A 22,289-nucleotide genomic window follows, 5' to 3' on the forward strand; every position below is an offset into this window, starting at 1 on the left:
AAGAAAACAGCAGGGATCGTTCCTGTAATCACAGAGACTAATTAAACTAAAACCGCTAAGGGTGGGTCAATTTTACTTTACCGAATTTAGCAGTTTAGTGGGTCAGTTTTGGAATACCGTTGACAATTTACGGGGCTAAAGCACCCGCCTACAGGGTAGCGGTTGAAGCCTGGTCTTTAGGCCATGGGTCTTAATGTGGGATTCAAATTGCATTTACGGGGCTAAAGCACCCGTCTACAGGGTAGCGGTTGTAGCATGGTCTTTAGGCCATGGGTCTTAATGTGGGATTCAAATTGCATTTACGGGGCTAAAGCACCCGCCTACAGGGTAGCGGTTGTAGCATGGTCTTTAGGCCATGGGTCTTAATGTGGGATTCAAATTGCATTTACGGGGCTAAAGCACCCGCCTACAGGGTAGCGGTTGTAGCCTGGTCTTTAGGCCATGGGTCTTAATGTGGGATTCAAATAAAGCACCCGCCTACAGGATAGCGTTTTGTAGCATGGTCTTTAGGCCATGGGTCTTAATGTGGGATTCAAATTGTATTCGCGGGGCTAAAGCACCCGCCTACAGGGTAGCGGTTGTAGCCTGGTCTTTAGGCCATGGAATTTAAAGAGGGATTCAGATTGCATTCACGGGGCTAAAGCACCCGCCTACAGGGTAGCGTTTTGTAGCCTGGTCTTTAGGCCATGTGTTTTAAATAGGCATAAAAAATCCGGCAGCGGCCGGATTTTTATCTTCGAGAAATTATGGAAACTTAGTGTTTAAAATGACGCATGCCGGTAAACACCATGGCTATATCGTGTTCGTCTGCCGCGGCAATAACTTCATTATCACGCATTGAACCGCCTGGCTGGATGACCGCTACTATGCCAGCCGCCGCGGCCGCATCGATACCGTCTCTAAATGGGAAGAACGCATCTGAAGCCATTACTGAACCTTTTACTTCGAGGTTTTCATCTGCAGCTTTGATGCCTGCTATTTTAGCTGAATAAACGCGACTCATTTGTCCCGCGCCCACACCAATTGTCATACTGTCTTTGCAATAAACAATCGCGTTAGATTTAACATATTTGGCCACTTTCCAGGTAAACATGAGGTCTTTTAGTTGCTCTGGAGTTGGTTGGCGTTTACTTACAACGGTCAGGTCTTGCTCTTCAACCATTCCAAAGTCGCGCTCCTGCACTAATAAGCCACCATTGACGCGTTTAAAATCATAACCATCAGTTAATTGACCAGTCCAATCGCCGCACTCCAATAAACGCACGTTTTTCTTGGTTGCGACAATTTCAATGGCTTCTTTGCTTACCACTGGGGCAATAATCACCTCCACGAATTGACGATCAACAATAGCTTGAGCGGTTTTGGCATCCAACTCACGGTTAAACGCTATGATACCGCCAAATGCAGAAGTAGGGTCGGTTTTGTACGCTCGGTCATAAGCGGTATACAAGTCATCACCTAAGGCGACTCCACATGGGTTGGCATGTTTCACTATCACACAAGCGGGTTCTGAAAATTCTTTTACGCATTCTAAAGCTGAATCCGTATCAGCAATGTTGTTAAATGATAACTCTTTGCCCTGTAATTGCTTAGCCGTGGCAACGGATGCTTCTTGAATCTGATTTTCCACATAAAACGCAGCCGATTGATGGCTGTTCTCACCATAGCGAAGATCTTGTTTTTTGCTCAGTTGAATATTGAAAGTCCGCGGGTATTCGCTGTGTTGGTGACCACAATCTTCATCGCAAGATTCGGAGTCTAGGCGCGCGCCAAAATAGTTGGCGATCATGCCGTCATATTCTGCGGTGTGCTCGAAAGCTGCAATGGCTAGGTCAAAACGGGTTTTATAGGTTAATGAGCCTTCATTTTCTGCCATTTCAGACAGAACCCGCTGATAATCTTTAGCATTCACGACTATGGTCACATCTTTGTGATTTTTTGCTGCAGCGCGAACCATTGTTGGGCCGCCGATATCGATGTTCTCGATGGCGTCTTCTAAAGAGCAGTCGTCGTTAGCTACGGTTGCAGCGAATGGATATAGATTGACAACTACTAGGTCAATAGCTTGAATGTCATTTTCTTGCATCACAGCTTCATCGATGCCGCGACGGGCTAAAATACCGCCGTGAACTTTTGGGTGTAATGTTTTAACCCTACCGGCCATAATTTCTGGATGACCAGTGTAATCAGATACTTCAGTTACATTAAGACCGGCTTCAGCAAGCAGTTTGGCAGTGCCACCAGTGGAAAGTAGCTCAACTCCTTGTTCAACTAGAGAGGTGGCAAATTCAACTATGCCTGATTTATCTGAAACACTTAATAGTGCGCGGCGGATGGGTTTAGCAGATGTCATTCTTTTACTCTTGATTGTGTGAAGATTAAATTGACCAAATAGTCAGGTATGGCGAAAACAAAAAGAGCACCATGAGGTGCTCTTTAGATTAAATTGTTACTAGAACCATAACGTGGGAAACCCCGATCATTAGTTCATTCCGTATTGCTTTAACTTTTTACGAAGCGTACCACGGTTGATACCCATCATGATAGCTGCGCGAGTTTGGTTACCGCGAGTGAAAGTCATTATTTCTTCCAATAAAGGCGCTTCCACCTCAGCTAAAACTAATTCATAAACATTTTCAACGTCAGTGTTATCTAACTGTCTCAAATATTTATTAACAGCTTGTTTAACGGAGTCTCTCAAAGGCTTTTGCGCTTGAGTTTGAGATGGAGTTGTCACTGTAGTAGTGAAAGGTGAAGTCACATTTTGATCGAACATAAACATCGTGCTCTTTAGTTGATAAAAAATTAAGCAGCAGGTGACATTGAATGACACTCTGCCAGTTTTTCAAAATACGTATTCAATTGGTCGAGTTGCTCTTGAGCATCTTCGATTAAATTGAATTTAGCTCGAAATACGCGTTCCTTGTCGTGATCTGCTAAATACCACCCCACATGCTTGCGGGCTATTCTGGCTCCCATAAAGTCACCATAAAATTGGTGAACATTACTGACGTGTTCAAGCATAACGCTACGAACTTCATCAATAGTTGGCGCGGGAAGCTCTGCGCCGGTGTTCAGGTAATGTAATATTTCGCGAAATATCCAAGGGTTACCTTGGGCACCGCGACCTATCATCAATGCATCAGCGTTAGTCATATCCAGCACTTCTTTGGCTTTCAACGCACTGCTGATATCACCATTTGCAACAACAGGAATCGATACCGATTGCTTGATTTTGGCAATCGTTTCGAACTCTGCATTGCCTTTATACATACAGGCTCTTGTACGTCCATGCACTGCCAAAGATTGGATACCATTGTTTTCGGCAATCTTCGCGATTTCTACACCGTTCCGATTATCTTGGTTCCAACCCGTTCTAATTTTTAATGTAACGGGTACATCGACAGCATTTACCACTGCTTGAACAATCTCTTCAACCAGTTTTGGGTATTGCAATAACGCAGACCCAGCCATCTTCTTATTCACTTTCTTAGCAGGGCACCCCATATTGATATCAATAATTTGAGCGCCAGTACTAACATTTAATTGTGCTGCTTGAGCCATAAGCTGTGGATCTGCACCGGCTATCTGTACGGAACGAATACCAGATTCACCCGTATGATCCATCCGCTGCTTTGATTTGTCTGTGTTCCAAACTTTCGGATTAGAAGACAGCATTTCTGACACCACAAGCCCAGCACCCAAACGTTTACACATTTGTCTGAAGGGTCTATCTGTTACACCTGCCATAGGTGCTAACATGAGATTATTGTCTAATTCGTACTGACCAATCTGCATGAGTTAGTAGGCCCTTATATTGAACATTAAATGTTCGGCTAGTCAAAACGGGCGCTATGTTACGGTTTTTTGACCGTTTTGAAAAGGCTAATTTTTAAACAAAAGTGTAATTTATTTGCTTTCAATATCTTGACAGACAAGGGTTTCCATGGCCTGACCAGTCTTTGGGTTGTTTTTTAATCTGCTGATTTAAAGAAATATTATTTGTTAAACAAAACCTTATGTTATTTCATATCAATCGGTGAAGTTTTGTTACAAATTTTCCAAATGGACTAATTGGTCTGTTTTTATTTTTAAAAAAAATTTGAATTTGCGCTTTATGTCAAACCAAGATGGTTAAATACTGCTATGAAGTTTCAAATTAAATTAAAAAACGAGCTTGTCTGTCAAAATTAAACAACCCTTAAGAAGGATTTTAACGATTCATTTTTTTACCTGACACCCTTGCCCAATCTCCTTCAATTGCGATGGGTTCCATCTCAAAATCTTCAGCATAAAGTTGATCTATTTCTTCAGCTTGATTAGCCAAAATGCCGGATAAAACGAGTAACCCACCTGGTTTACAATAGTCTGTTATAACGGAGCGCAACTCCCTTAACGGACCGGCTAGAATATTGGCTAAAACAATATCTGCTTGTAAATCAGGCTGGTCTTTAGGTAAGAATACGCTAATTTTATCAGCGACATCATTTCTGCCAGCGTTATCCATACTGGCTAACAGTGCTTGAGGATCGATGTCAATCCCGACCACAGATTCGGCCCCTAATTTTAACGCCGCAATGCCCAGAATACCCGAGCCGCAACCAAAATCGACAACGCTTTTATTGTCTAAACTGAGAGCGTCTAACCAACGCAAACAAAGAGATGTTGTGGGGTGAGTACCTGTACCAAAGGCCAAACCGGGATCCAACATCACGTTGACTGCCGAAGGATCAGGGATGTCTCGCCAACTAGGACAGATCCACAGTCGCTTTCCAAATTGAATTGGATGGAAGTTATCCATCCACTCCCGTTCCCAATCTTTATCTTCCAGTTGATCTAATTTATGGGCGAACCCTTTGCCTAGAATCTTCGATTTTTCAAGTTTGGATACAACGCGCTGCATATCGAATTCCGCATCGTACAAGCCAACCACTTGGGTGTCAGGCCAAAGCATAACTTCCCCTGGCTTAGGTTCATACATAGGGGTATCTTTAGCATCAGTAAAAGTTACAGCTTGGGCTCCATTGGCCGATAACATATTACCTATCTGCTCTGCATTTTCTGCATGTGTGTCGATTATTAGTTGAATCCAAGGCATCTGGGTTTCCTAAAAAGTCAATTTACAATAGTATCAAGTTCAGAAAAGATCGGCTTATTATTTTTTTAACTATTTTGGAATCAACGTTTTTTCATGATAAACAATAACCTATTTATTGCGCTGTTTTGTCTGATAAATTTGATAGTGCCAAATTTTGTTCAGGCGCAACAAAGCCTATTTGTTGCCATTGGCTGGGACAAGCCGCCTTATGTGATGAACAACGCCAAAGCTGGCTTTGAGGTTGAGTTATTGCGCGATGTTATGCAAACCATTGGCTATGAAGTTCAATTTGTTCAGATACCTTACGGCCGATCATATGACATTTTTAATATGAACAATATTGATGCGGTAGCCACTTTGAGCAGTAAGCGTAAGGCTAAACAACTATATCTTTCGAATGCCTATATTCAATATCAGAATGTGGTTGTGACTTTAGCTTCATCCAATATCCAACTCGATAGTGTTGCAGACATGTCTGAGATATCGACTGTTGGATTTCAATCTGCTTACAAACTCTTGGGGGCTGATTTTACCAAAATGACTTCTATTAATCCCGCCTACAGAGAAATACCTGATCAGGGGCGTCAACTAAAACTATTATTTAGTAAAAAGACTCAAGCGATTGTGCTAGATGTTAATATATTCAATCACTTAAGTCGCACAATCATAAAAAAAGCCAATCAACAACCGGTGGTCATTCATCAGCTTTTCTCGCCTAATATGTATCGCGTTGGCTTTCGCAACCCTGAGATTCAAGTTAAATTTGATCAAGGTTTAACAGCATACTTAACCTCTGAAAGGTATGTAGAGTTAAGCAAAAAATACCACTTTTACAGCTCTAACGTTTCTACTGAAAGCCACGCAACGCCATCTTTTACGGAAGAATAAAGGCTCTCATATCCTTAACTAAAGCTTTAAAGGAGGGCTCATGAATATACATCATGTGGCCAGCTTCATAATATTTCATCGTAACACGACTAAGATCTATGCCGTGGTGATTCATAGAATGTTCAGTAGCGAAAAATGGCGTAGCTAAATCGTAATAACCATTGGCCACAAATACTCTAAAATCTTTATTCTGACGCATTCCTTTTGATATGAATGGTGTAACGTTCATAAAGCCTTGGCTGCGTGCTGACTTCTCGTACAACCAATTCCAACTCATGAAAACTTCACCACTTAAAATGTGGTATTGCTCAGACCGTTTCACGTTAATATCATTGGCAAAGTAATGCTGTATGGCCGCTGTATATGCCCCGTCTATAGCATAAGACGACGGGTCAGCTTCAAAGTAGCCCGCTACGATGTTGGCCTCTTCACCTAAATAACGGCTGTCTAACCGACCAATGGCCTTTCCTTCATCTCGCATGAGCTCCTTCATGAATAAAAATTCGCTAATCCGCAGTTTAGATTGTTCAATATATTGTTTTTTTAAGCCGGTATAAGTATGCAGCTTGTTAACTACATTTTTTACTTCTTCAGGCTTAGCTAATGCGCCTTTCAATAAAACCGATGCGTATTCATTTAGGGCAAAATCACGCGTATCGGCTAAAAACTCCTGCAAGTTATTCCACTGTGATTTATTCGGTACTTTGTTGTGATACCAAGCTGTAGCAGCATAGGTAGGCAAGAATGTAACATAGGGTAAATCATTGCCTTCAGTGAAGTCTCCAGTTTGAAAATCAATGATAGATGAAATCAACAAAATTCCGTTTAGATCAATGGACCCCCAACCTTCTTGTAATTCTTTAACCATTGCACCAGCACGGGTGGTGCCATAACTTTCACCCGCTAAAAACTTAGGAGAATTCCAGCGGTTATTTTCAGTGATATACACTCGCACAAATTCAGACAGTATTTCCGCATCTTCTTTAACTCCCCAGAACGCTTTACCTTCATACTCGCCAAGGGGTTTGGAAAATCCGGTGCCAACGGGGTCAATAAAGACTAGATCTGCAATATCCAACAGACTTAACGGATTATCTTTCAAATTGAATGGCGCCGCACCCATGGGTTCAGCATCACTTGGCAACACCACTCGTTTGGGTCCGAATAACCCCATATGCATCCACACTGATGATGAACCAGGGCCGCCATTGAATACAAATAATAAAGGTCTAGATTCGGCGTTCTTTACATCTGTTCGTGTGTAAGCGATATGGAATATGCTGGCTTTAGGTTTACCTTTTGCGTCTAGTAAGTGACTGTCTCCTGCGCTTACTTTGTATTTAACCGTAGTGCCGTTAAATTTTCCTTTGTGCTCAGTAACACTCATTTGCGCTTCGGGAATTTGCTTTACCTCCTTGCTTGATTCTTCTTTAGCATCCGCATGTAAGGTTAAAAACAACGTTGTGGTGAGGATCAGTATTATTTTTTTCATTTAAGTCTACTTATCATCTATTTTTGTTAAAAAATGTTTGTTGATAAACATTTTACCCAACCCAATCTGATTTGGATACGGTTAATGCTCGCTTACCATAAGAATCGCGAGTTTAATGATAAACTGCTCTTATTGAGTTGAAAATAACAGATTGAAATTGAGTGTATTTTCAACAATATTAGTGCGGAAACACCAATCAATAACACTAATATTGTTGTACTAAAAATGTACAATAATAAATTAAATAACAGATTTTATTGAATTAATTAACAGATTTAATTTGACAGAATCTCAGAGTAGGGTATGCTGCCCCTAGCTAAGAAAACCTCGTTAAAGATCTACATGTTCGTTGTTATATCGTTGTTCTTCGTCCTGTCGTTTTTAAGTTCGGTCTCTTTTTATGCTAAACCTGCCAATTATGGCACCCAATTTAATTTTTACAGGAAGATATAATATGTCTGATAAAGTAGTAGGAACTGTTAAGTGGTTCAATGAAGATAAAGGTTTTGGTTTCATCGAGCAGCAAGGCGGCCCTGATGTTTTCGCTCATTTCCGTTCAATCGTTGGTGACGGCTTCAAGACTCTTAAAGAAGGTCAAAAAGTTGAATTCACTATCGGCCAAGGCCAAAAAGGTCCTCAAGCTGAGAACATTCAAGTTATCTAATTCAATTTATCGTTAGATTTTTCTAACGAATTGATAGAGAACTCAAAAAAGGCAATCTAATGATTGCCTTTTTTATTGTCTTTTTAACGCCTTTGGTATGCCATTCTTATTCGCTAATCTTGTTTCGATGGTACAAATGGGCTAATCCGCTGCCATACCTCACTGGGCTCCAGTCGTGACTTACTACCCACTACACAGAAAAGCCCTGGGCAGTCTGATGAAAAGCTTTTGGCCGTATCCCACGTTTCGTAGGGATGAGAATCATGGATCAGCAATAATTGTGGGTGGCTTTGACTTCCTGCGGTGATATGGAACTTATCTAGATTATTTTTTTTCATCGCGCACAAATAATACAGTGAATACTCTGTCCATTTAAGCATCAGAAAGCGTGATATCCGCCAGTTTCTGGGGTCTTTAGGGTTATGTAACGAACACAACGCTTTTACCCAATCTTTTTTCCAAAGGGCACTTAATTCTTCGGTTAACTGGCTTGCCAATTTAGTCGACAGTATTGCCGGTGTAACATGCATTCCTTTGGATGTGTCGCCCACATTTGCCGACATTTTTAAAAGGCGCGCCGATGACTTCCACCATTTTGGATGAAAACTTCGAGGTTCGTATTGCAGCAGCGCTTTACCCTGATCAATCAGCTTTTCTATGGACAGAGGTTTTAAACAAATTACGTCGGCGTCAAAGGTAATGTAAAATTCATCAGTGAATTGTGTATGTGCAGCAATTTTGACAACTTGTTGTTTCCGCCAACCGCGCATATGCTGATGTTTAGCCAATTCAGGGACAAGATCTTCTTCAGACATCACAACCGGATTAAACTGCGCCCAACGCTGCACTTTTTCCCTGACTATTTGTACTTCGTCTGGCGGAGTCACAATCAAAAACTTAGAGAATAAACCGGGTTCGCAGAACGCATCTAGGGTTTTAAATAGGATTTCAGTTCTACCTAAGTCATCTACATCGTAACTGCCCCTAACACTCAATGGTAAAATTGCACCAATTGTCATTCTATTATCCTATTAAATTTTCTGATGTATTAACTGTAAACGACTCTCATTACCTAAAACTGGCAGTGACCACTTACCTAGGCTACTTTACTAGAGGTTTGAATGAAAAGGCAATCCATTGAATTGCCTTAAATTTACCTTATAACCTATGTGTTACTTTTTTAACTCGGAGCGCAATTTTTTAGTTGAAGCCTCTTTGTGCAGGTATGTCATTGCCAATTGCTGAGCGGCATCTTTTAATTCAAGTTGCTCGATGTGTGCTTGCCTGAGTGAAATATAGATTTCGGCTAAGGTTTCCAGCGCAACAAACAACGATTCTTTGTCATTTTGCGCCACTGTTTTGACTAACTTTTGAGATAATTTGGGTAGCTTGAATTCAATTTTACGAAGACCATTGGGTTCAAACCCGCTGTTATACATTCCTAAGGGACCAATTACTGTTTGTCGTATAAAGGAAACAAAATCTAAGGCTTCGTAGAGTTCGCCGCGGGCTACTTTCGTTACGCCATAGTGCATCCATATCCAAAACCGGTCTTCAAACCATTGGGGAGAATGGATGGGGTAATGCCCTTCGCCCTGCTCATATATATGGCTTAAGCAATTATCAATTTCCCATAATATTAACGGGTTATCTACTCGCTGATGGGCGTCTTCAATGGACACAAACTTCAAATCTACGTGTAAAGGCTCGACTGTATCGAATAGACAAATTAATAATCTGGGTTCCCCTACATGTTCTCCTGTCGCACAAGCGACTAGTGTACCCAGATTTGCTGCTATTGCCTCACGTTGCAGCATTACCTGCTCAACTTGAGATGGTACAACAGCAATGACTAAATCAAGATCACTGAATCTATCGACTTTATTTTCAGCAGCAGATCCAGATAGGGCTAACCCCATAAAACGATTATCTGTTGATATTTGTGGGATCAATTCCGTTAAAAAACGTCGTTGGTGGTCAAGTAAAGAACTTGGAATATTTGACATGAAAGCATGCTCCTTCGCTGGCTTGAATTGGCTGTTCGGTATACAGCCAATTCAAGCCTAATTTTCAATCCCTTCGGCTTCTCCTTTCTACTATGCAAAGCAGCATTTTAGAATCGCATTAATTTTTGAAGGAGTAAATAGGTTGGGGACAAAAAAGAGGTTACCAAAAACACCAGTGTTTGCAGTTTTGTTGCTGCAGAAAATGCTCGGCATTTTGGCCTTGCAATAGTGCCAATGTGGCGAGTAACCCACTTTGAATACATTGTTGCGCTGCAACTGTTACCGATCGTGGTGCCTGTTGGATAGGGTAACCGGTTTTAGGATTCAAAACATGACCATAGCGTACCCCATTTTTAAGTAGGTACCGATTCGCATCGCCACTTGTTGCCAGTCCTCCACTGGCAATATTCACCATGGCTATGCCTCCCGAAGTATTGCTCGGATCCTCAATTCCTACTTGCCAATAGGGATGATCTTTGCGGGCTTGAGTAACTTGTATATCCCCACCGAAATTAACTAAAACGGATACCTGTGTTGCGATTTTCTGGCAAGTTTTGGCGACGCAATCTACAGCGTATTCTTTGCCAATACCGCCGAAGTCCAATTCGAAACCGACTGGTAAGGTAATTGACTCTGAGGTGTATTTAACACGTTGCCAACCTAAAAAGGGTAGCAATGCTGTCACTTGTTCTTGTTTCGGGAGGTTATCGGAACCATCAAATTTCCAAACCTTTCTTAATACGCCTGAAGTGATATCAAATAATCCATCACTAATTTGATAACAGGTATCTGCAAACGTCAGTAGTTTTGCCGTTTCTGCATCAATTGCAACAGGCCGATTGTTACTTTGGTTTATCTGGAACATCAGATTGTTATTCTGATAACGACTATATTTGTTTTCGATGCGTTTGGTTTCGGTGTAAGCCATTTTAGTGAGTTTTTTAGCTAGGTTTGTATCCGTACTGTCCACTAATATTTCACAAGGACTGGCCATCGCAGAAAAGCGACCACAAATATGGTCGCCTCGCTTTTCTATCGTGAAAGGCAGTTTAGTGTTATGCATTTCTTGTCGATCTCAACAAGCGGCTAAAAACTGTAGCTTACCTGCGCAATGACCGCTTTTAAAGCTGGATATAAGTCTTCATCAGCTAATGTCCCAGGTTGCTCGAATCCGGCATTCTCTGGGGTTTGCTGATAATATTCCAAACGAAATGCCAGTTCGTTACCGTTTTCTAACTGCATGCCGTACTTCAATCCTAGGGTAATAGCGGTCATTTTCCCGAGTCGGTAGTCTGCGCTGGCATGTTCAGGAAGAGGTGTTCCTTGGGATAAAAAGGGGTTGTAAAATTCCGCCTCATTCTGTTGATAGTAACGAATGTGTGGCTGGATATAGCTGGTTTCCGATAGGTTATATCGAAAACGCGTGTCAATTGTATGGGAGTCTATTTCCCAATCATCCGTAGCAAACCGATAGGAAAAGTCCATTACACCTTGATCAAGAGCATATTTAGTTTGCCAATACACACTGTGCTTGGTTCTTTCTGTGGGGCGAGATTCATGCACTATGTCTTGGGTCAAACCTTGTTGGTCAACTATGCTGAGTACTTTGTACGGGTCATTGTGATAACCATCAGACATCGACAAACTATAGTTAAATTGCATTAACATCCGGCGATTAATTACTTGGGTGACACCAAACAGCAAATCTATGGTGTCTTTTTGTTCACTACCTTGTGATCGCGTCGCATCAAACGCTTGTTGATAGGCTTCAGTACTATCGAATTGTCCGTTATCAATGACCATGCTGGAAAAATCAACTGGACGCCCACCTACAGGATCTATGCTATCAAACGCATAGGATACACCCGCCGATAGGGTGGTGTTTTTCTGATTTAAGTCCATATCTAAAGAGCCATTACCGACAATAGATAAATAATCATATTCTTTGGAAGCTTGTAAACCAGCGCTGATACGGTAATTTTCAGCTAAAGGCTGAGTCCACTGTCCACTAGCTTGCACACGGGTATCTCTAAATGTGTCATCTAGTGGTGTTTCGCCACCTTCTACAGTATATGAATCGTTGCCGGAAGGGCGTGTGAATGTTTGCACTCCAGACTGCGCAACCGCGCCTGAGGCAGAAGCGCCAGTGAGTGTATCGATGACCAATTTACCATTAAAGTAGTGTTCATCACCGAAGTCTTTATTGGCATTAAATACTCCCTCAACTAATTGGACCCGATCTGTTTCGCCGTAATACAAGATGGCTGTATCAAACTGCCATTCATCACCTCTGTCTTGTGCTTGCACAGGCGCACCTAACAAAGCACACGAAGCTGCGGCGAGAATAGCACTGACGTTGTTATTTTGTTTTAGTTGCATCCACAACCTCCGCCTGCAAATGAACGGCCACCACTGGTCGCTTCTTTACTAAAGTAAATGTGATCATCTAAGCCAATATCGACACCTTCTGAATCAAGGGCCATTTCATCCTTTGCGAGTAAATCACGCTCCCAAGGTTGGACACCTAAATTTGCACAACCTGCGAGTTGCAGTACTGCCATCATGGCAATAAAAATCGTATATTTTCGTTTCATTTCTAGGTTCTCCTATTGTTTTAATAGCGCGACAATTTCTTGTTCATAAGTTGCGGATTTATCTATATGAAATCCTTTGTGAGCGACCACCAGTTCCCCTTGTCTGTTGATTAAGTAGCTTGTTGGCATACCGGGAATTTTATATTGGCTGGCTAAACTGCCGTGGGGATCGAACGCAATGTGAAATTGAGCTGGGTATTTGCTTAAAAATTTTTGTGCTAACTTAGCATCCTTATCCAAATTTACAGCTAAAACGACCAATCCTTCAGACTCGTATTTACGGGTCATTTCATTCATCCATGGAAACGATTTTCGGCAGGGCTTACACCATGAGGCCCAGAAGTCTAGATAGACTACTTTGCCGCTGTAATCACTTAATTTAATGTCTTGCAATTGAAAGTCAGGTGCAGGTAAAGCACTGGATTGAAAAGGTAGAAGTAGAACCAAAGTGAACAAGAAAAGACGCATAAAATACTTACTCTAAACAACAATGGCTATAGGGTAAGTTATCAACCTTAAGGGAACCTTAAGCTCAATGAATAGGGACGTTTTTCGCCTTGGTGAATCGAATTTACAGTACCAAGATTAAAATTCGTACTCGAGAACAAAGCGCAAAGTATGATCTTTACTATCGCCATTCAAACCAGAAATAAAACCCAATTCCCATTTTAATTGCTTTTGACCTTGGTAGCGCTGGATCCCCATAAATGCAGGACCAATTCCAACGAAGTCTTCTCCCGTATATATTTCTACTGAAGGTTGCAGCCAGGGGTGCCAGCGGTATCTATATTTTAGTCTGAATTGAGGGATGATCTCGCTTTCGGATTCGCTATCTCTATCATTTCCCCATGTATAGGCGAGTAAAAAGTTGGTGGTTAAACTGGTTTGGCCAAACTCCTTTTCAATCAAGATACCAGATGTTGCTTCCCAAAGATCTCGGTGATGGGCTTTCTCAATTTCAAACAGTGCACCCCAGTCAGCCCAATATTGACCTTGCTCTGTTAGCATCCAGCGTGCTTCTACTTCATATGATGCTAAATCAAAGTCATCGTATTCATCTCTGGCTCCGACTAAATAAAACTCTAACATCACATGTTCTGAAACCGCTTTTCCAAATGCCAAACGTTGGGTAAGTAGATTACCATCATCATTCTGGCGAGAGGCAAATCGCCATTCCACTTCGCGCTCATTGGGTAAAACGTAGGGGTGGTAAACTTTGTCTACTGAACCTTCATCGGCGAAAGCTAGTGGCTCATATATTAGGGATGCGAGTAAACTCAAAAAACTGAAAAGCCTCATTTCATTGACTCCTTATTCCCTTTTCTCATTGAATTGATAAAAAGTCTTAGCAAATTTGGCGTTATTAACGCGATTAAGTAGATCAAAATATATAGTCCTGTGGGAGATGACTCATAACCTATTAATGTGGCAAGAAACTGACCTATTTCATTTTCATCTGAAATGAATTGTTTGCTATTCCAAATTTGTTGTGAAGTGACTAAGTCTGTTTGTTGTAACAAGTAGGCAATGTGGGAAAACTGACCAACAATAAATACTAAAAATAGGTAACGGGCTACTTTGACTTTTTGCAGGGGTTTTAATAGCAATACCAGCAAGGTAGCGATGCTTGTGCAGATACCGATACCTAAAATTAAACCTAAAAATAGCGAATGAGTCTGTTCGTTGAGACGCCAGAAACTGACATAGAACAGGAGTAGATTACTGGCATTTAGAATAATAATACAAATGATGAAAAGCGCTGCCAAAAGCCCAGCTAATAAACTGTACCTGAGCTGATTATTCACGAAAAAGGCCACAGCAATGAGGTAAGCAATGATAAGTAACAGGATCTTTAGAAACTCAAACCCCAAACCATCAGCGTATTGAGAGATAATTCCGATGTTATTGAACACAAGTAAACAAACAATAATGCCACTCACAATGCCAAAATACAGCCAGTGCTGCCACTTCGGTATCAATACAATTAGGATGGCTATTGACCAAAATATTGGTAAAGCATCTTTTAAAATCAGCACCACTGTATTACTTAGCATCTTGATGCTCCTCAGTGGACACGACATTCACGAAGCCTATTGCCGTATTCGGGTGATACTCTCCAAAGTAGCGATATCTCCCCGCTTCTAGAGGACCGACAAAGATACTCGAACGGCTATTAGCAAACACAACTTTTTCCCGATTGAGGTCAAAACTATCAATCTCTTCAGGGGTGTCATCTTGATTGATAAAGTTAATTTTGACTTTTTTGTGCTCAGGAATATCAATTTCAGGTGGGTAAAATAGGTGATTTCGAATGGTAATAGTAATTTCGTCGATTGCAATGGCGTTAAACGACAAGGTAAGTAACACTAACATCATGAATTTTTGCATGATGTTTTTAAGCTCATGACGGCGCACTTTACTCATGCAGAATTGAGCTCAACAAGCACACTTAAACCACCTAAGTCTGATTTACCTAGTTTGAGTTTGCCATTGTGCATAGCGACTATTTGCTCGACTATGGATAGTCCTAGCCCACTCCCTTCAATTTTACTTTTTTGATGATTCTGACCGCGATAAAAGCGCGCTGTAGACTTTATTTGTTCGTGTTCGGGAATTCCCGTTCCTGAATCTTCAACAAGAATGCTTAGACATTTATCCTTGAGGCTTATGTTTATGCGTATATCACTATTTTCTGGCGTGTATTTATTGGCATTACTAATCAGGTTTTGTAGCAAAGTATATACAGCAAACTCATTGCCTCTAAATTCACAGGATTCACCATTAAGTTCAATATTTTGGTTTTTCTTATCAATATTCACATAGATATCGGATATCACTTTTTGAGCAATTTTGAAGGGGTCACAAATATCAAAGTTAGCAGAGATGATTTCAGGGTTGGTGCGACTGAGTAGTAAAATTTGGTTAACTACGTGAATCATTCTATCTGTATCTTGTTGTAATTGCTCAACTTCCTCGTGTTCAGCGCTCTGACTCTGTTGTAAATTATGTAAATTTATTTTCATTACGCTAAGTGGTGTTCTTAGTTCATGGGCGGCATGGCTGGCGAATTGTTTTTCTCGCTCAAATGCTGAATTTAAGCGGCTCAGTAAGCTATTTAGGGTACTCACCGTGGGCAGTAATTCTGCAGGTGTTCGCGACAGCGCAATGTTGGAAAAATCATTTTCTCGACGTTTTGATAACTGAGTCGTGAGTTCTCGTAGCGGTGCCAAACCGTAGGTAACGAGAAGGAATATTGCAAGGGCTAACACCGGGATGGCTAGAAAAAATGGGGTCATCGCCGAAATCATCATTTCCTCAGTTAGCTCAAATCTGGTTTTTAATGGTTGAGCGACAAAAACCCATAAAGAAGTTTGCTGATTGAAACTGGCATATACCCGCCATCGTTGAGCATTAAAATTCTGGTCAGAATAACCCACTTCAAAGGGAGCTATAGCAGTCAAAGGGACGTTACTGGTGCGTAAAACTAGTTCATTGTCTGACCAACTTTGAATGGCCAAGTCTTCATTGGAAGCGCCAATGGCATGGCTTATTTGATTGGGTAAGTTAGTAATACTTTGGGCAAGGGTTTTTAATTCAGCATCGAACAACTCTGACGACATTTGCATACCTGAGCGATATCCTTGCAAAGCAGCCATAAAGCTAATCAGCGCAATAGCACTGATAAGAAGTAGGGTCAGATATTTGCGAATTGAATCCATTTAGTCAGTAGGATCGTTGATTAATACTGTAGCCTACACCACGAACGGTTTTAATAAACTCCTTTGGTAATTTTTTACGTAAGTTATGGATATGCACTTCAATTGTATTGCTCGCCACCTCATCACCCCATTCATAAAGCTTGGATTCCAGTTGTTGTTTGGATTGAATACGCCCTAGGTTTTCCATCAATGACTTAAGCAAGGTAAATTCGCGACGAGAGGTTTCTACTTGCTGATTATTAATAAGCAGTAAGTGGTGGGTAATATCAAGGCTAACCGGACCGCAGCTTACTAAAGATTGTTGAGAGGTGCCTAACCGTCTTTCCATTACGCGCAAACGTGCCAATAACTCAGACATCTCAAAAGGCTTAGGCAAATAGTCATCAGCGCCTTTGTCCAAACCTTGGATTTTATCCGAGGTGGAGTCCCGCGCAGTTAGAATCAATGTTGGTATCGTATTTTTTTGTTTGCGGATTTTATCGAGTAAGGTTAATCCGTCCATATCAGGCAAGCCAAGGTCTAAAATCAATAAATTACAATCATCTATCTCTAGCGCGGCTATGGCGTCTTTGCCATTAAATACACAGTTTACGGCATAACTTTGCTTGCGCAATGATTTGCTTAGGGCTTCAGATAAAGCAAGGTCGTCCTCTACTAATAATATACGCATAATAGTTGGTTCTTATTCATAAACTGCAACGGGGTAGCAAATCGATAATAAAGTAATTCCATCGAAATTTGCATATTGATTGTCCCTATAAGGATAGAAGCTTTACCTTAAATTAGCCTTAACACCGAATTTTTAATATCGATGTTTTCAAGCTCCAATAAAAAGGGGCACTAGCGTGCCCCTTTCATGCGTATTGAACAGGTTTAGAATTTATAACCTACGGTGAGTGAATAAACAAAGGGGTCAATATCCACATCTACTGTGCCTGCAGTACCATCATTGGTAAATGTCGCTTCAGTACTGATATCGATATAGCGAGCAGAAGCGTTAACAAACCAATTGTCATCCAACATATAGTCAAAACCAATTTGCGCAGACAAACCAACAGAGTCGTCTAATTCTAGGTCACTAAAGCCTGCTTCTTGATTGGCAGCAGTGAAATCTTCACTGAAGAAAATAGTGTAGTTGATGCCCAAACCTACATAAGGTTGAAAGGCACTATCACCGTCTAAAAAGTGATAATTAGCTGAAACAGTAGGGGGTAAGTGTTTAGTGGAACCTAAAGCACCAACGGTATTTAAACCAATATCGTGCTCAAAAGGGGTTGCTGCTAATACTTCAATTGCCCAATTAGGAGATAGGAAGTACGCAAAATTTAAGCCTAATTGAGAGTTATTATCAACGTTTACACCTACTCCAACATCCGCTCCGCCGATAAAAACATTGCTGCTAGATTCGTCTGGGGCAACGGTTGTTACACCAGCACGTATGATCATATCACCGGTTGTGTAGGCTTGTGCATTCGTTGCACCAAGTGCGACTGCGACTGCTAGATAAACTGCGAGTTTTTTCATGTGTTTCTCCATCGAAATAATGTGTTTAAATTTGATGGAGAAAGCTTACCGAATTGAATTTTTATGATATTGATCTGGCTCAACCAAAAAGATTCAAAACATTGATGTAAATCAAAGTTTTATAATAGGCTTCTAAAAATCGATATTGGCGAGCAAATGTATGACGTTTAGTTTTGGTATTCAGTGCTTTTTCTAATCTGCCAAACGATTCCTGCGCCAAACGCATAATTGTTGTTATCTACGAGCAGGGGGCTATGGATATTGGCGGCGTTATTTTGTAAACGATAAGATGCACTCATAAACATGCGAACTGTTGGGGTTACATTGAACATGTAACCGCCAGATAGTGAGACTCCTAGATAGCCCGGTTTTGCATCATATTCAGGTCGTTGTGCCGTGGCGAATTGAGCATCGACTTGATAAAAATAATCGTGTAATTTTTCTGTTCCCCAAATGGGCGATATGCTGATTCGAAAGCGATCTTCTGATTGCAATGCACCAATATATTGGTAGGTTAATTCTGGGTTTAGTACATATCCACGGTGGGTAATAGATGAAAAGTCAGTGGAGAATACTCCACGGCTTTGTAGTTTAAATTGAATTTGTTGGATACCGGTTGCTTTTTTACCGCTTTCGAACAGTTTAACACGAATTTGTGGCCCTACTTCAAACACAAAATCGAGATCTGGCATGCCTGCTCGTACTGAATCATCGCTAGAGTCTGCGCTAAATGCGGCATCTAAAGACAAGTCTATTTCCAACCAGCTTTTTTCTACTGCCACTGCACGAATAACACTGTTTTCTCCTACTCTGATAATGTCACCACGGTAGATGAAAAAAGGTAATACAAAACCATTGTTATGATTGTCAGCTGCTCCAGGGTATTCCGGCGTGCTGAAGCCTGCGCCTATAATACCGGCTTCCCAGCGTGGTTTTTTAATATAATCTTCATCCATCGATGTATCAATTTGCGCAAAACAAGGGAAGTTAATAAGGATTGCAATTAGCCATAATAGACTCAGTTTGAGAGACACAAAAATACCGTTTGAATGGGAATAGTAATGAAAATTTACTACAGCAGATGTAACTAGCTCAAGCTTAATATTATAAAAATGAAAAAGTATAAGACTAATTCGTGAGGGAGTGGAGTATGGCTACAACGAATGAGGTGATAGAGCCGGTAAATAATAATCAGAGCCTACCTAATTTTCACTAGGTAGACCCTGAGAAGCATAAACTACAATCAGAGTTTCAGCTTTTTCTCTAGATAGTGGATATTTGTGCCACCGTTAAAGAAGTTTTCATCTGCCATAATGCTTTGTTGTAAAGAGATGTTAGTTTTAATTCCATCCACAACAAGTTCATCTAGGGCATGACGCATTCTGGCTATAGCCACATCACGATTTTCTCCATAGGCAATCAACTTGCCAATCATAGAGTCGTAATGAGGTGGGACACTGTAACCTGCATAGATGTGAGATTCCCAGCGAATACCAAAACCACCTGGTGAATGGAACATATCAATTTTGCCAGGGCTAGGCATAAAGGTCTCAGGATCTTCTGCATTAATTCGACATTCAATAGCATGACCGCGAATTTGCACATCTTTTTGTTCGATGGATAAAGGTTGACCAGCGGCAATACGAAGTTGCTCTTTGATCAAGTCCACGCCGGTAATCATTTCTGTTACTGGGTGCTCAACCTGAATACGGGTATTCATTTCAATGAAATAAAAATCACCGTTTTCATAAAGGAATTCAAAGGTTCCCGCACCACGATAGCCGATTTCAATACAGGCTCTACGGCAGCGCTCACCGATTCGTTCACGGGTTTCTGAATTAATTCCTGGTGCTGGTGCTTCTTCAACGACTTTTTGATGGCGTCGTTGCATTGAGCAATCACGTTCACCTAAATGAACCGCGTTACCTTGACCGTCGGAGAGTACTTGAATTTCAACGTGACGTGGATTTTCTAAGAATTTTTCCATGTACACAGTCGCATTACCAAAGGCTGCTCCTGCTTCGGCCTGAGTCATTGAAATAGCTTCAATTAGCTCTGACTCTTCACGCACCACGCGCATTCCTCTACCACCACCGCCACCAGCGGCTTTAACGATAATTGGGTAACCAATGCGTTTGGCGATACTTTTGTTGCGTTCTGGATCGTCATTAAGAGGACCATCAGAACCAGGTACACAAGGCACTCCTGCTTCTTTCATGGACTTAATGGCCGAGACCTTGTCGCCCATCAAAGTAATGGTTTCTGCTTTTGGACCAATGAAAATAAAACCACTTTTTTCAACTGCTTCTGCAAACTCTGCATTTTCAGCTAAAAAACCGTATCCTGGGTGGATAGCAACTGAATTAGATACTTCAGCGGCGGCAATGATTCGGGGGATATTTAAATAGCTTTCTGTGGCTGAAGCTTTACCTATACAGATAGATTCATCTGCAAGCAAAACGTGTTTCAGATCCTTATCTGCAGTGGAATGTACAGCGACGGTTTTGATCCCCATCTCCTTACATGCACGCAGAATACGAAGTGCTATTTCACCCCGGTTCGCAATTAAGACTTTATCAAGCATGGCAATTCGCTCGCTTATTCGATTACGAACATGGGTTGATCAAATTCAACAGGTTCTTGGTTTTCTACCAATATTTGTTTTATAACACCTGTTTTATCGGCTTCTATTTGGTTCATCATTTTCATTGCTTCAACAATACATAATGTGTCACCAACATTCACTTTTTGACCCACTTCAACAAATGCAGGTGAAGTAGGTGAAGCTGAGCGATAAAAGGTACCGACCATAGGCGATTTCACAACATGACCTGATATTTCAGGACTTGCTGCAGGAGTGGCAGGAGCTGCGGCTGGAGCAGCGGCTACTGGAGCAGGTGCTGGAGCATACTGTATAGGCGCTTGTGAAGAAGCACTCGCCCGATGAATACGTACTGACTCTTCACCTTCGGTAATTTCAAGTTCAGAAATACCTGACTCTTCTACTAGTTCTATCAATTTCTTTATTTTACGAATATCCATTTAAGCTCTCTTTAGTTACTCATTAAATTAATTTTGGCAATGGCCTTTGGCAGCAATTAATGCAGCTTTATAACCGTAATCTCCCAATCCACAAATTACCCCTTGGGCAACATCTGATAAGTAGGAGTGTTTTCTAAATTCTTCGCGCGCGTGCACATTTGATAAATGCACTTCTATAAAGGGTATACTCACACTCAATAGCGCGTCTCTAATCGCAACGCTTGTATGGGTAAATGCTCCAGGATTTATAATAATAAAATCGACATTCCCCATGGCATTGTGAATTGTGTCTATCAATTCATGTTCAGCATTTGATTGCAAATGCACTAGCTCAATGCTTTCCTGATTTGCTAGTATTGTTAATTCATCTACAATATCTTGTAACGTCTTCGACCCATATATGCCGGGTTCACGCTTTCCCAACATATTGAGGTTTGGACCGTTTAATAATAAAAATTTCACGAATTTGTCGCTATCTTCTTTTAAATTTCATTGTAGTGATACTCTTAACGTAAATTTGTTCAAAGTCAAATAAGAATCGAACGAAAATTGGTCAATTAAAAGTTGTCTAGAGTAATTATAGAGAATAGTGCCCAATTAGCAGCAAAATACTGGTCTTATCAGCGAAGTTTACTGCATCTTTTCTAAGTTATAGCTCAAAAGGTAAGGTTTTTGAATTATTTAGCCCATATCCACCTAGCGCATGTTTCACAAACGAGCCTGTTGGGTAACTTTTTAGGAGATTTTGTAAAAGGAAGCAATTTAGATCATCTACCCACTTCTTTACAGCACGGCATTCGCTTACACAGGAAAATTGATTCATATACCGATAATCACCCTGTTGTTAAATCACTTCGAAAGCAGTTTTCTGCTAATTTACGCCGTATGTCAGGGGTTATGATTGATATTTACTTTGATCACTTACTTTCACTGCACTGGCCAAGTTTTACAGTCCAACCCCAGCAAGTGGTCTTGTCTGCATTTTACCAACAATTGAAAGAAGAGCCGTCTAAGCATAGTCAACATTTTGCTTCTGTGCGTGCGGGTTTGTTAAAGCATCAGTGGTTACAAAATTATAATGAACGAAAAAGTTGTTTAGGCGCTTATCAACAAATTGAGAAACGATTAAATAGGCGAATTGAATTCGCTCAGGAAGGGTATCAATTCATGAATTTATACCATGCTCAGATAGAACAAGATTTTTTGGCGTTCTATCCTGAACTCATACATTATGTGCAAACAGTAGAACTAGATTAAAGGAT

Annotated in this window: 24 protein-coding genes; 3 read left to right on the forward strand and 21 right to left on the reverse strand. The window is 41.0% G+C overall.

Features of this window, described 5'->3' with window-relative positions; translation table 11 throughout:
* Positions 1 to 754 precede the first annotated feature (754 nt).
* The 4 genes from purH to prmA form a co-directional block, all read right to left on the reverse strand.
* Positions 755 to 2,353 (reverse strand): bifunctional phosphoribosylaminoimidazolecarboxamide formyltransferase/IMP cyclohydrolase, encoded by a 1,599-nt coding sequence (gene purH / locus ACYVIL_RS12340; RefSeq protein WP_460312625.1) that lies wholly within the window; start codon positions 2,351 to 2,353, stop codon positions 755 to 757.
* A 129-nt stretch (positions 2,354 to 2,482) separates the two neighbouring features.
* Positions 2,483 to 2,776 carry a DNA-binding transcriptional regulator Fis gene (gene fis / locus ACYVIL_RS12345; RefSeq protein WP_040523552.1) on the reverse strand — a complete coding sequence of 98 codons (294 nt, stop codon included), beginning with the start codon at positions 2,774 to 2,776 and terminating at the stop codon, positions 2,483 to 2,485.
* A gap of 29 nt (positions 2,777 to 2,805) precedes the next feature.
* Positions 2,806 to 3,798: a tRNA dihydrouridine synthase DusB gene (gene dusB / locus ACYVIL_RS12350; RefSeq protein WP_303476099.1), complete on the reverse strand. Its 993-nt coding sequence runs from the start codon at positions 3,796 to 3,798 to the stop codon at positions 2,806 to 2,808.
* 415 nt (positions 3,799 to 4,213) lie between these two features.
* Positions 4,214 to 5,098 carry a 50S ribosomal protein L11 methyltransferase gene (prmA, locus tag ACYVIL_RS12355; protein WP_303476101.1) on the reverse strand — a complete coding sequence of 295 codons (885 nt, stop codon included), beginning with the start codon at positions 5,096 to 5,098 and terminating at the stop codon, positions 4,214 to 4,216.
* A gap of 93 nt (positions 5,099 to 5,191) precedes the next feature.
* On the opposite strand from prmA, the gene ACYVIL_RS12360 reads away from it, so the two are divergent.
* Positions 5,192 to 5,986 (forward strand): substrate-binding periplasmic protein, encoded by a 795-nt coding sequence (locus tag ACYVIL_RS12360; protein ID WP_303476103.1) that lies wholly within the window; start codon positions 5,192 to 5,194, stop codon positions 5,984 to 5,986.
* Here the strand turns inward: ACYVIL_RS12360 and ACYVIL_RS12365 are convergent.
* Positions 5,973 to 7,478, reverse strand: a complete 1,506-nt coding sequence (locus ACYVIL_RS12365; RefSeq protein WP_303476106.1) for a S10 family peptidase — start codon at positions 7,476 to 7,478, stop codon at positions 5,973 to 5,975. The two genes, ACYVIL_RS12360 and ACYVIL_RS12365, sit on opposite strands and share 14 nt — an antisense overlap.
* A 454-nt stretch (positions 7,479 to 7,932) precedes the next feature.
* Between ACYVIL_RS12365 and ACYVIL_RS12370 the strand changes: the two genes are divergently transcribed.
* A complete protein-coding gene (locus ACYVIL_RS12370) occupies positions 7,933 to 8,142 on the forward strand; it encodes a cold-shock protein (protein WP_008846166.1) in 210 nt (69 codons plus the stop codon).
* A 113-nt stretch (positions 8,143 to 8,255) separates the two neighbouring features.
* On the opposite strand, the gene ACYVIL_RS12375 is transcribed toward ACYVIL_RS12370, so the two are convergent.
* The 16 genes from ACYVIL_RS12375 to aroQ form a co-directional block, all read right to left on the reverse strand.
* The gene (locus ACYVIL_RS12375) at positions 8,256 to 9,161 is read right to left on the reverse strand and encodes a DUF6492 family protein (protein ID WP_460312626.1); all 906 of its coding nucleotides are present in this window, start codon (positions 9,159 to 9,161) and stop codon (positions 8,256 to 8,258) included.
* Positions 9,162 to 9,314: 153 nt separating this feature from the next.
* A complete protein-coding gene (locus tag ACYVIL_RS12380; RefSeq protein ID WP_460312627.1) occupies positions 9,315 to 10,148 on the reverse strand; it encodes an aminoglycoside 6-adenylyltransferase in 834 nt (277 codons plus the stop codon).
* Between the two features lie 160 nt (positions 10,149 to 10,308).
* Positions 10,309 to 11,142, reverse strand: coding sequence for an FAD:protein FMN transferase (locus ACYVIL_RS12385; RefSeq protein ID WP_460312701.1), 834 nt, complete (start codon positions 11,140 to 11,142; stop codon positions 10,309 to 10,311).
* Positions 11,143 to 11,234: 92 nt separating this feature from the next.
* Positions 11,235 to 12,527, reverse strand: coding sequence for a DUF3570 domain-containing protein (locus ACYVIL_RS12390; protein WP_460312628.1), 1,293 nt, complete (start codon positions 12,525 to 12,527; stop codon positions 11,235 to 11,237).
* Entirely contained in the window at positions 12,518 to 12,742 is a 225-nt protein-coding gene (locus ACYVIL_RS12395; RefSeq protein WP_460312629.1) for a DUF4266 domain-containing protein, read from the reverse strand. The genes ACYVIL_RS12390 and ACYVIL_RS12395 overlap by 10 nt, the downstream gene beginning before the upstream one ends.
* A gap of 12 nt (positions 12,743 to 12,754) precedes the next feature.
* Positions 12,755 to 13,210: a TlpA disulfide reductase family protein gene (locus ACYVIL_RS12400; protein WP_460312630.1), complete on the reverse strand. Its 456-nt coding sequence runs from the start codon at positions 13,208 to 13,210 to the stop codon at positions 12,755 to 12,757.
* A 117-nt stretch (positions 13,211 to 13,327) separates the two neighbouring features.
* The gene (locus ACYVIL_RS12405; protein WP_460312631.1) at positions 13,328 to 14,041 is read right to left on the reverse strand and encodes a hypothetical protein; all 714 of its coding nucleotides are present in this window, start codon (positions 14,039 to 14,041) and stop codon (positions 13,328 to 13,330) included.
* A complete protein-coding gene (locus tag ACYVIL_RS12410; protein ID WP_460312632.1) occupies positions 14,038 to 14,796 on the reverse strand; it encodes a hypothetical protein in 759 nt (252 codons plus the stop codon). The genes ACYVIL_RS12405 and ACYVIL_RS12410 overlap by 4 nt, the downstream gene beginning before the upstream one ends.
* Positions 14,786 to 15,130, reverse strand: coding sequence for a cupredoxin domain-containing protein (locus ACYVIL_RS12415; RefSeq protein WP_303476308.1), 345 nt, complete (start codon positions 15,128 to 15,130; stop codon positions 14,786 to 14,788). The genes ACYVIL_RS12410 and ACYVIL_RS12415 overlap by 11 nt, the downstream gene beginning before the upstream one ends.
* Positions 15,131 to 15,162: 32 nt before the next feature.
* Positions 15,163 to 16,461, reverse strand: a complete 1,299-nt coding sequence (locus tag ACYVIL_RS12420; protein WP_460312633.1) for a sensor histidine kinase — start codon at positions 16,459 to 16,461, stop codon at positions 15,163 to 15,165.
* 4 nt (positions 16,462 to 16,465) lie between these two features.
* The gene (locus ACYVIL_RS12425; protein WP_460312634.1) at positions 16,466 to 17,131 is read right to left on the reverse strand and encodes a response regulator; all 666 of its coding nucleotides are present in this window, start codon (positions 17,129 to 17,131) and stop codon (positions 16,466 to 16,468) included.
* Between the two features lie 203 nt (positions 17,132 to 17,334).
* Positions 17,335 to 17,985, reverse strand: coding sequence for an OmpW/AlkL family protein (locus ACYVIL_RS12430; RefSeq protein WP_303476132.1), 651 nt, complete (start codon positions 17,983 to 17,985; stop codon positions 17,335 to 17,337).
* Positions 17,986 to 18,152: 167 nt separating this feature from the next.
* Positions 18,153 to 19,019 carry a MipA/OmpV family protein gene (locus ACYVIL_RS12435; RefSeq protein ID WP_460312635.1) on the reverse strand — a complete coding sequence of 289 codons (867 nt, stop codon included), beginning with the start codon at positions 19,017 to 19,019 and terminating at the stop codon, positions 18,153 to 18,155.
* Between the two features lie 209 nt (positions 19,020 to 19,228).
* A complete protein-coding gene (gene accC, locus ACYVIL_RS12440; protein ID WP_303476137.1) occupies positions 19,229 to 20,569 on the reverse strand; it encodes an acetyl-CoA carboxylase biotin carboxylase subunit in 1,341 nt (446 codons plus the stop codon).
* Between the two features lie 14 nt (positions 20,570 to 20,583).
* A complete protein-coding gene (accB, locus tag ACYVIL_RS12445) occupies positions 20,584 to 21,027 on the reverse strand; it encodes an acetyl-CoA carboxylase biotin carboxyl carrier protein (RefSeq protein ID WP_460312636.1) in 444 nt (147 codons plus the stop codon).
* A 27-nt stretch (positions 21,028 to 21,054) separates the two neighbouring features.
* Complete coding sequence (aroQ, locus tag ACYVIL_RS12450) at positions 21,055 to 21,489, reverse strand: type II 3-dehydroquinate dehydratase (RefSeq protein ID WP_303476142.1); 435 nt, start codon at positions 21,487 to 21,489, stop codon at positions 21,055 to 21,057.
* Between the two features lie 210 nt (positions 21,490 to 21,699).
* Between aroQ and ACYVIL_RS12455 the strand changes: the two genes are divergently transcribed.
* On the forward strand, positions 21,700 to 22,284 hold the full coding sequence (locus ACYVIL_RS12455) for an acyl carrier protein phosphodiesterase (RefSeq protein WP_303476144.1): 585 nt from the start codon (positions 21,700 to 21,702) through the stop codon (positions 22,282 to 22,284).
* Positions 22,285 to 22,289: the final 5 nt, after the last annotated feature.

Source organism: Aliiglaciecola aliphaticivorans (assembly GCF_054782055.1).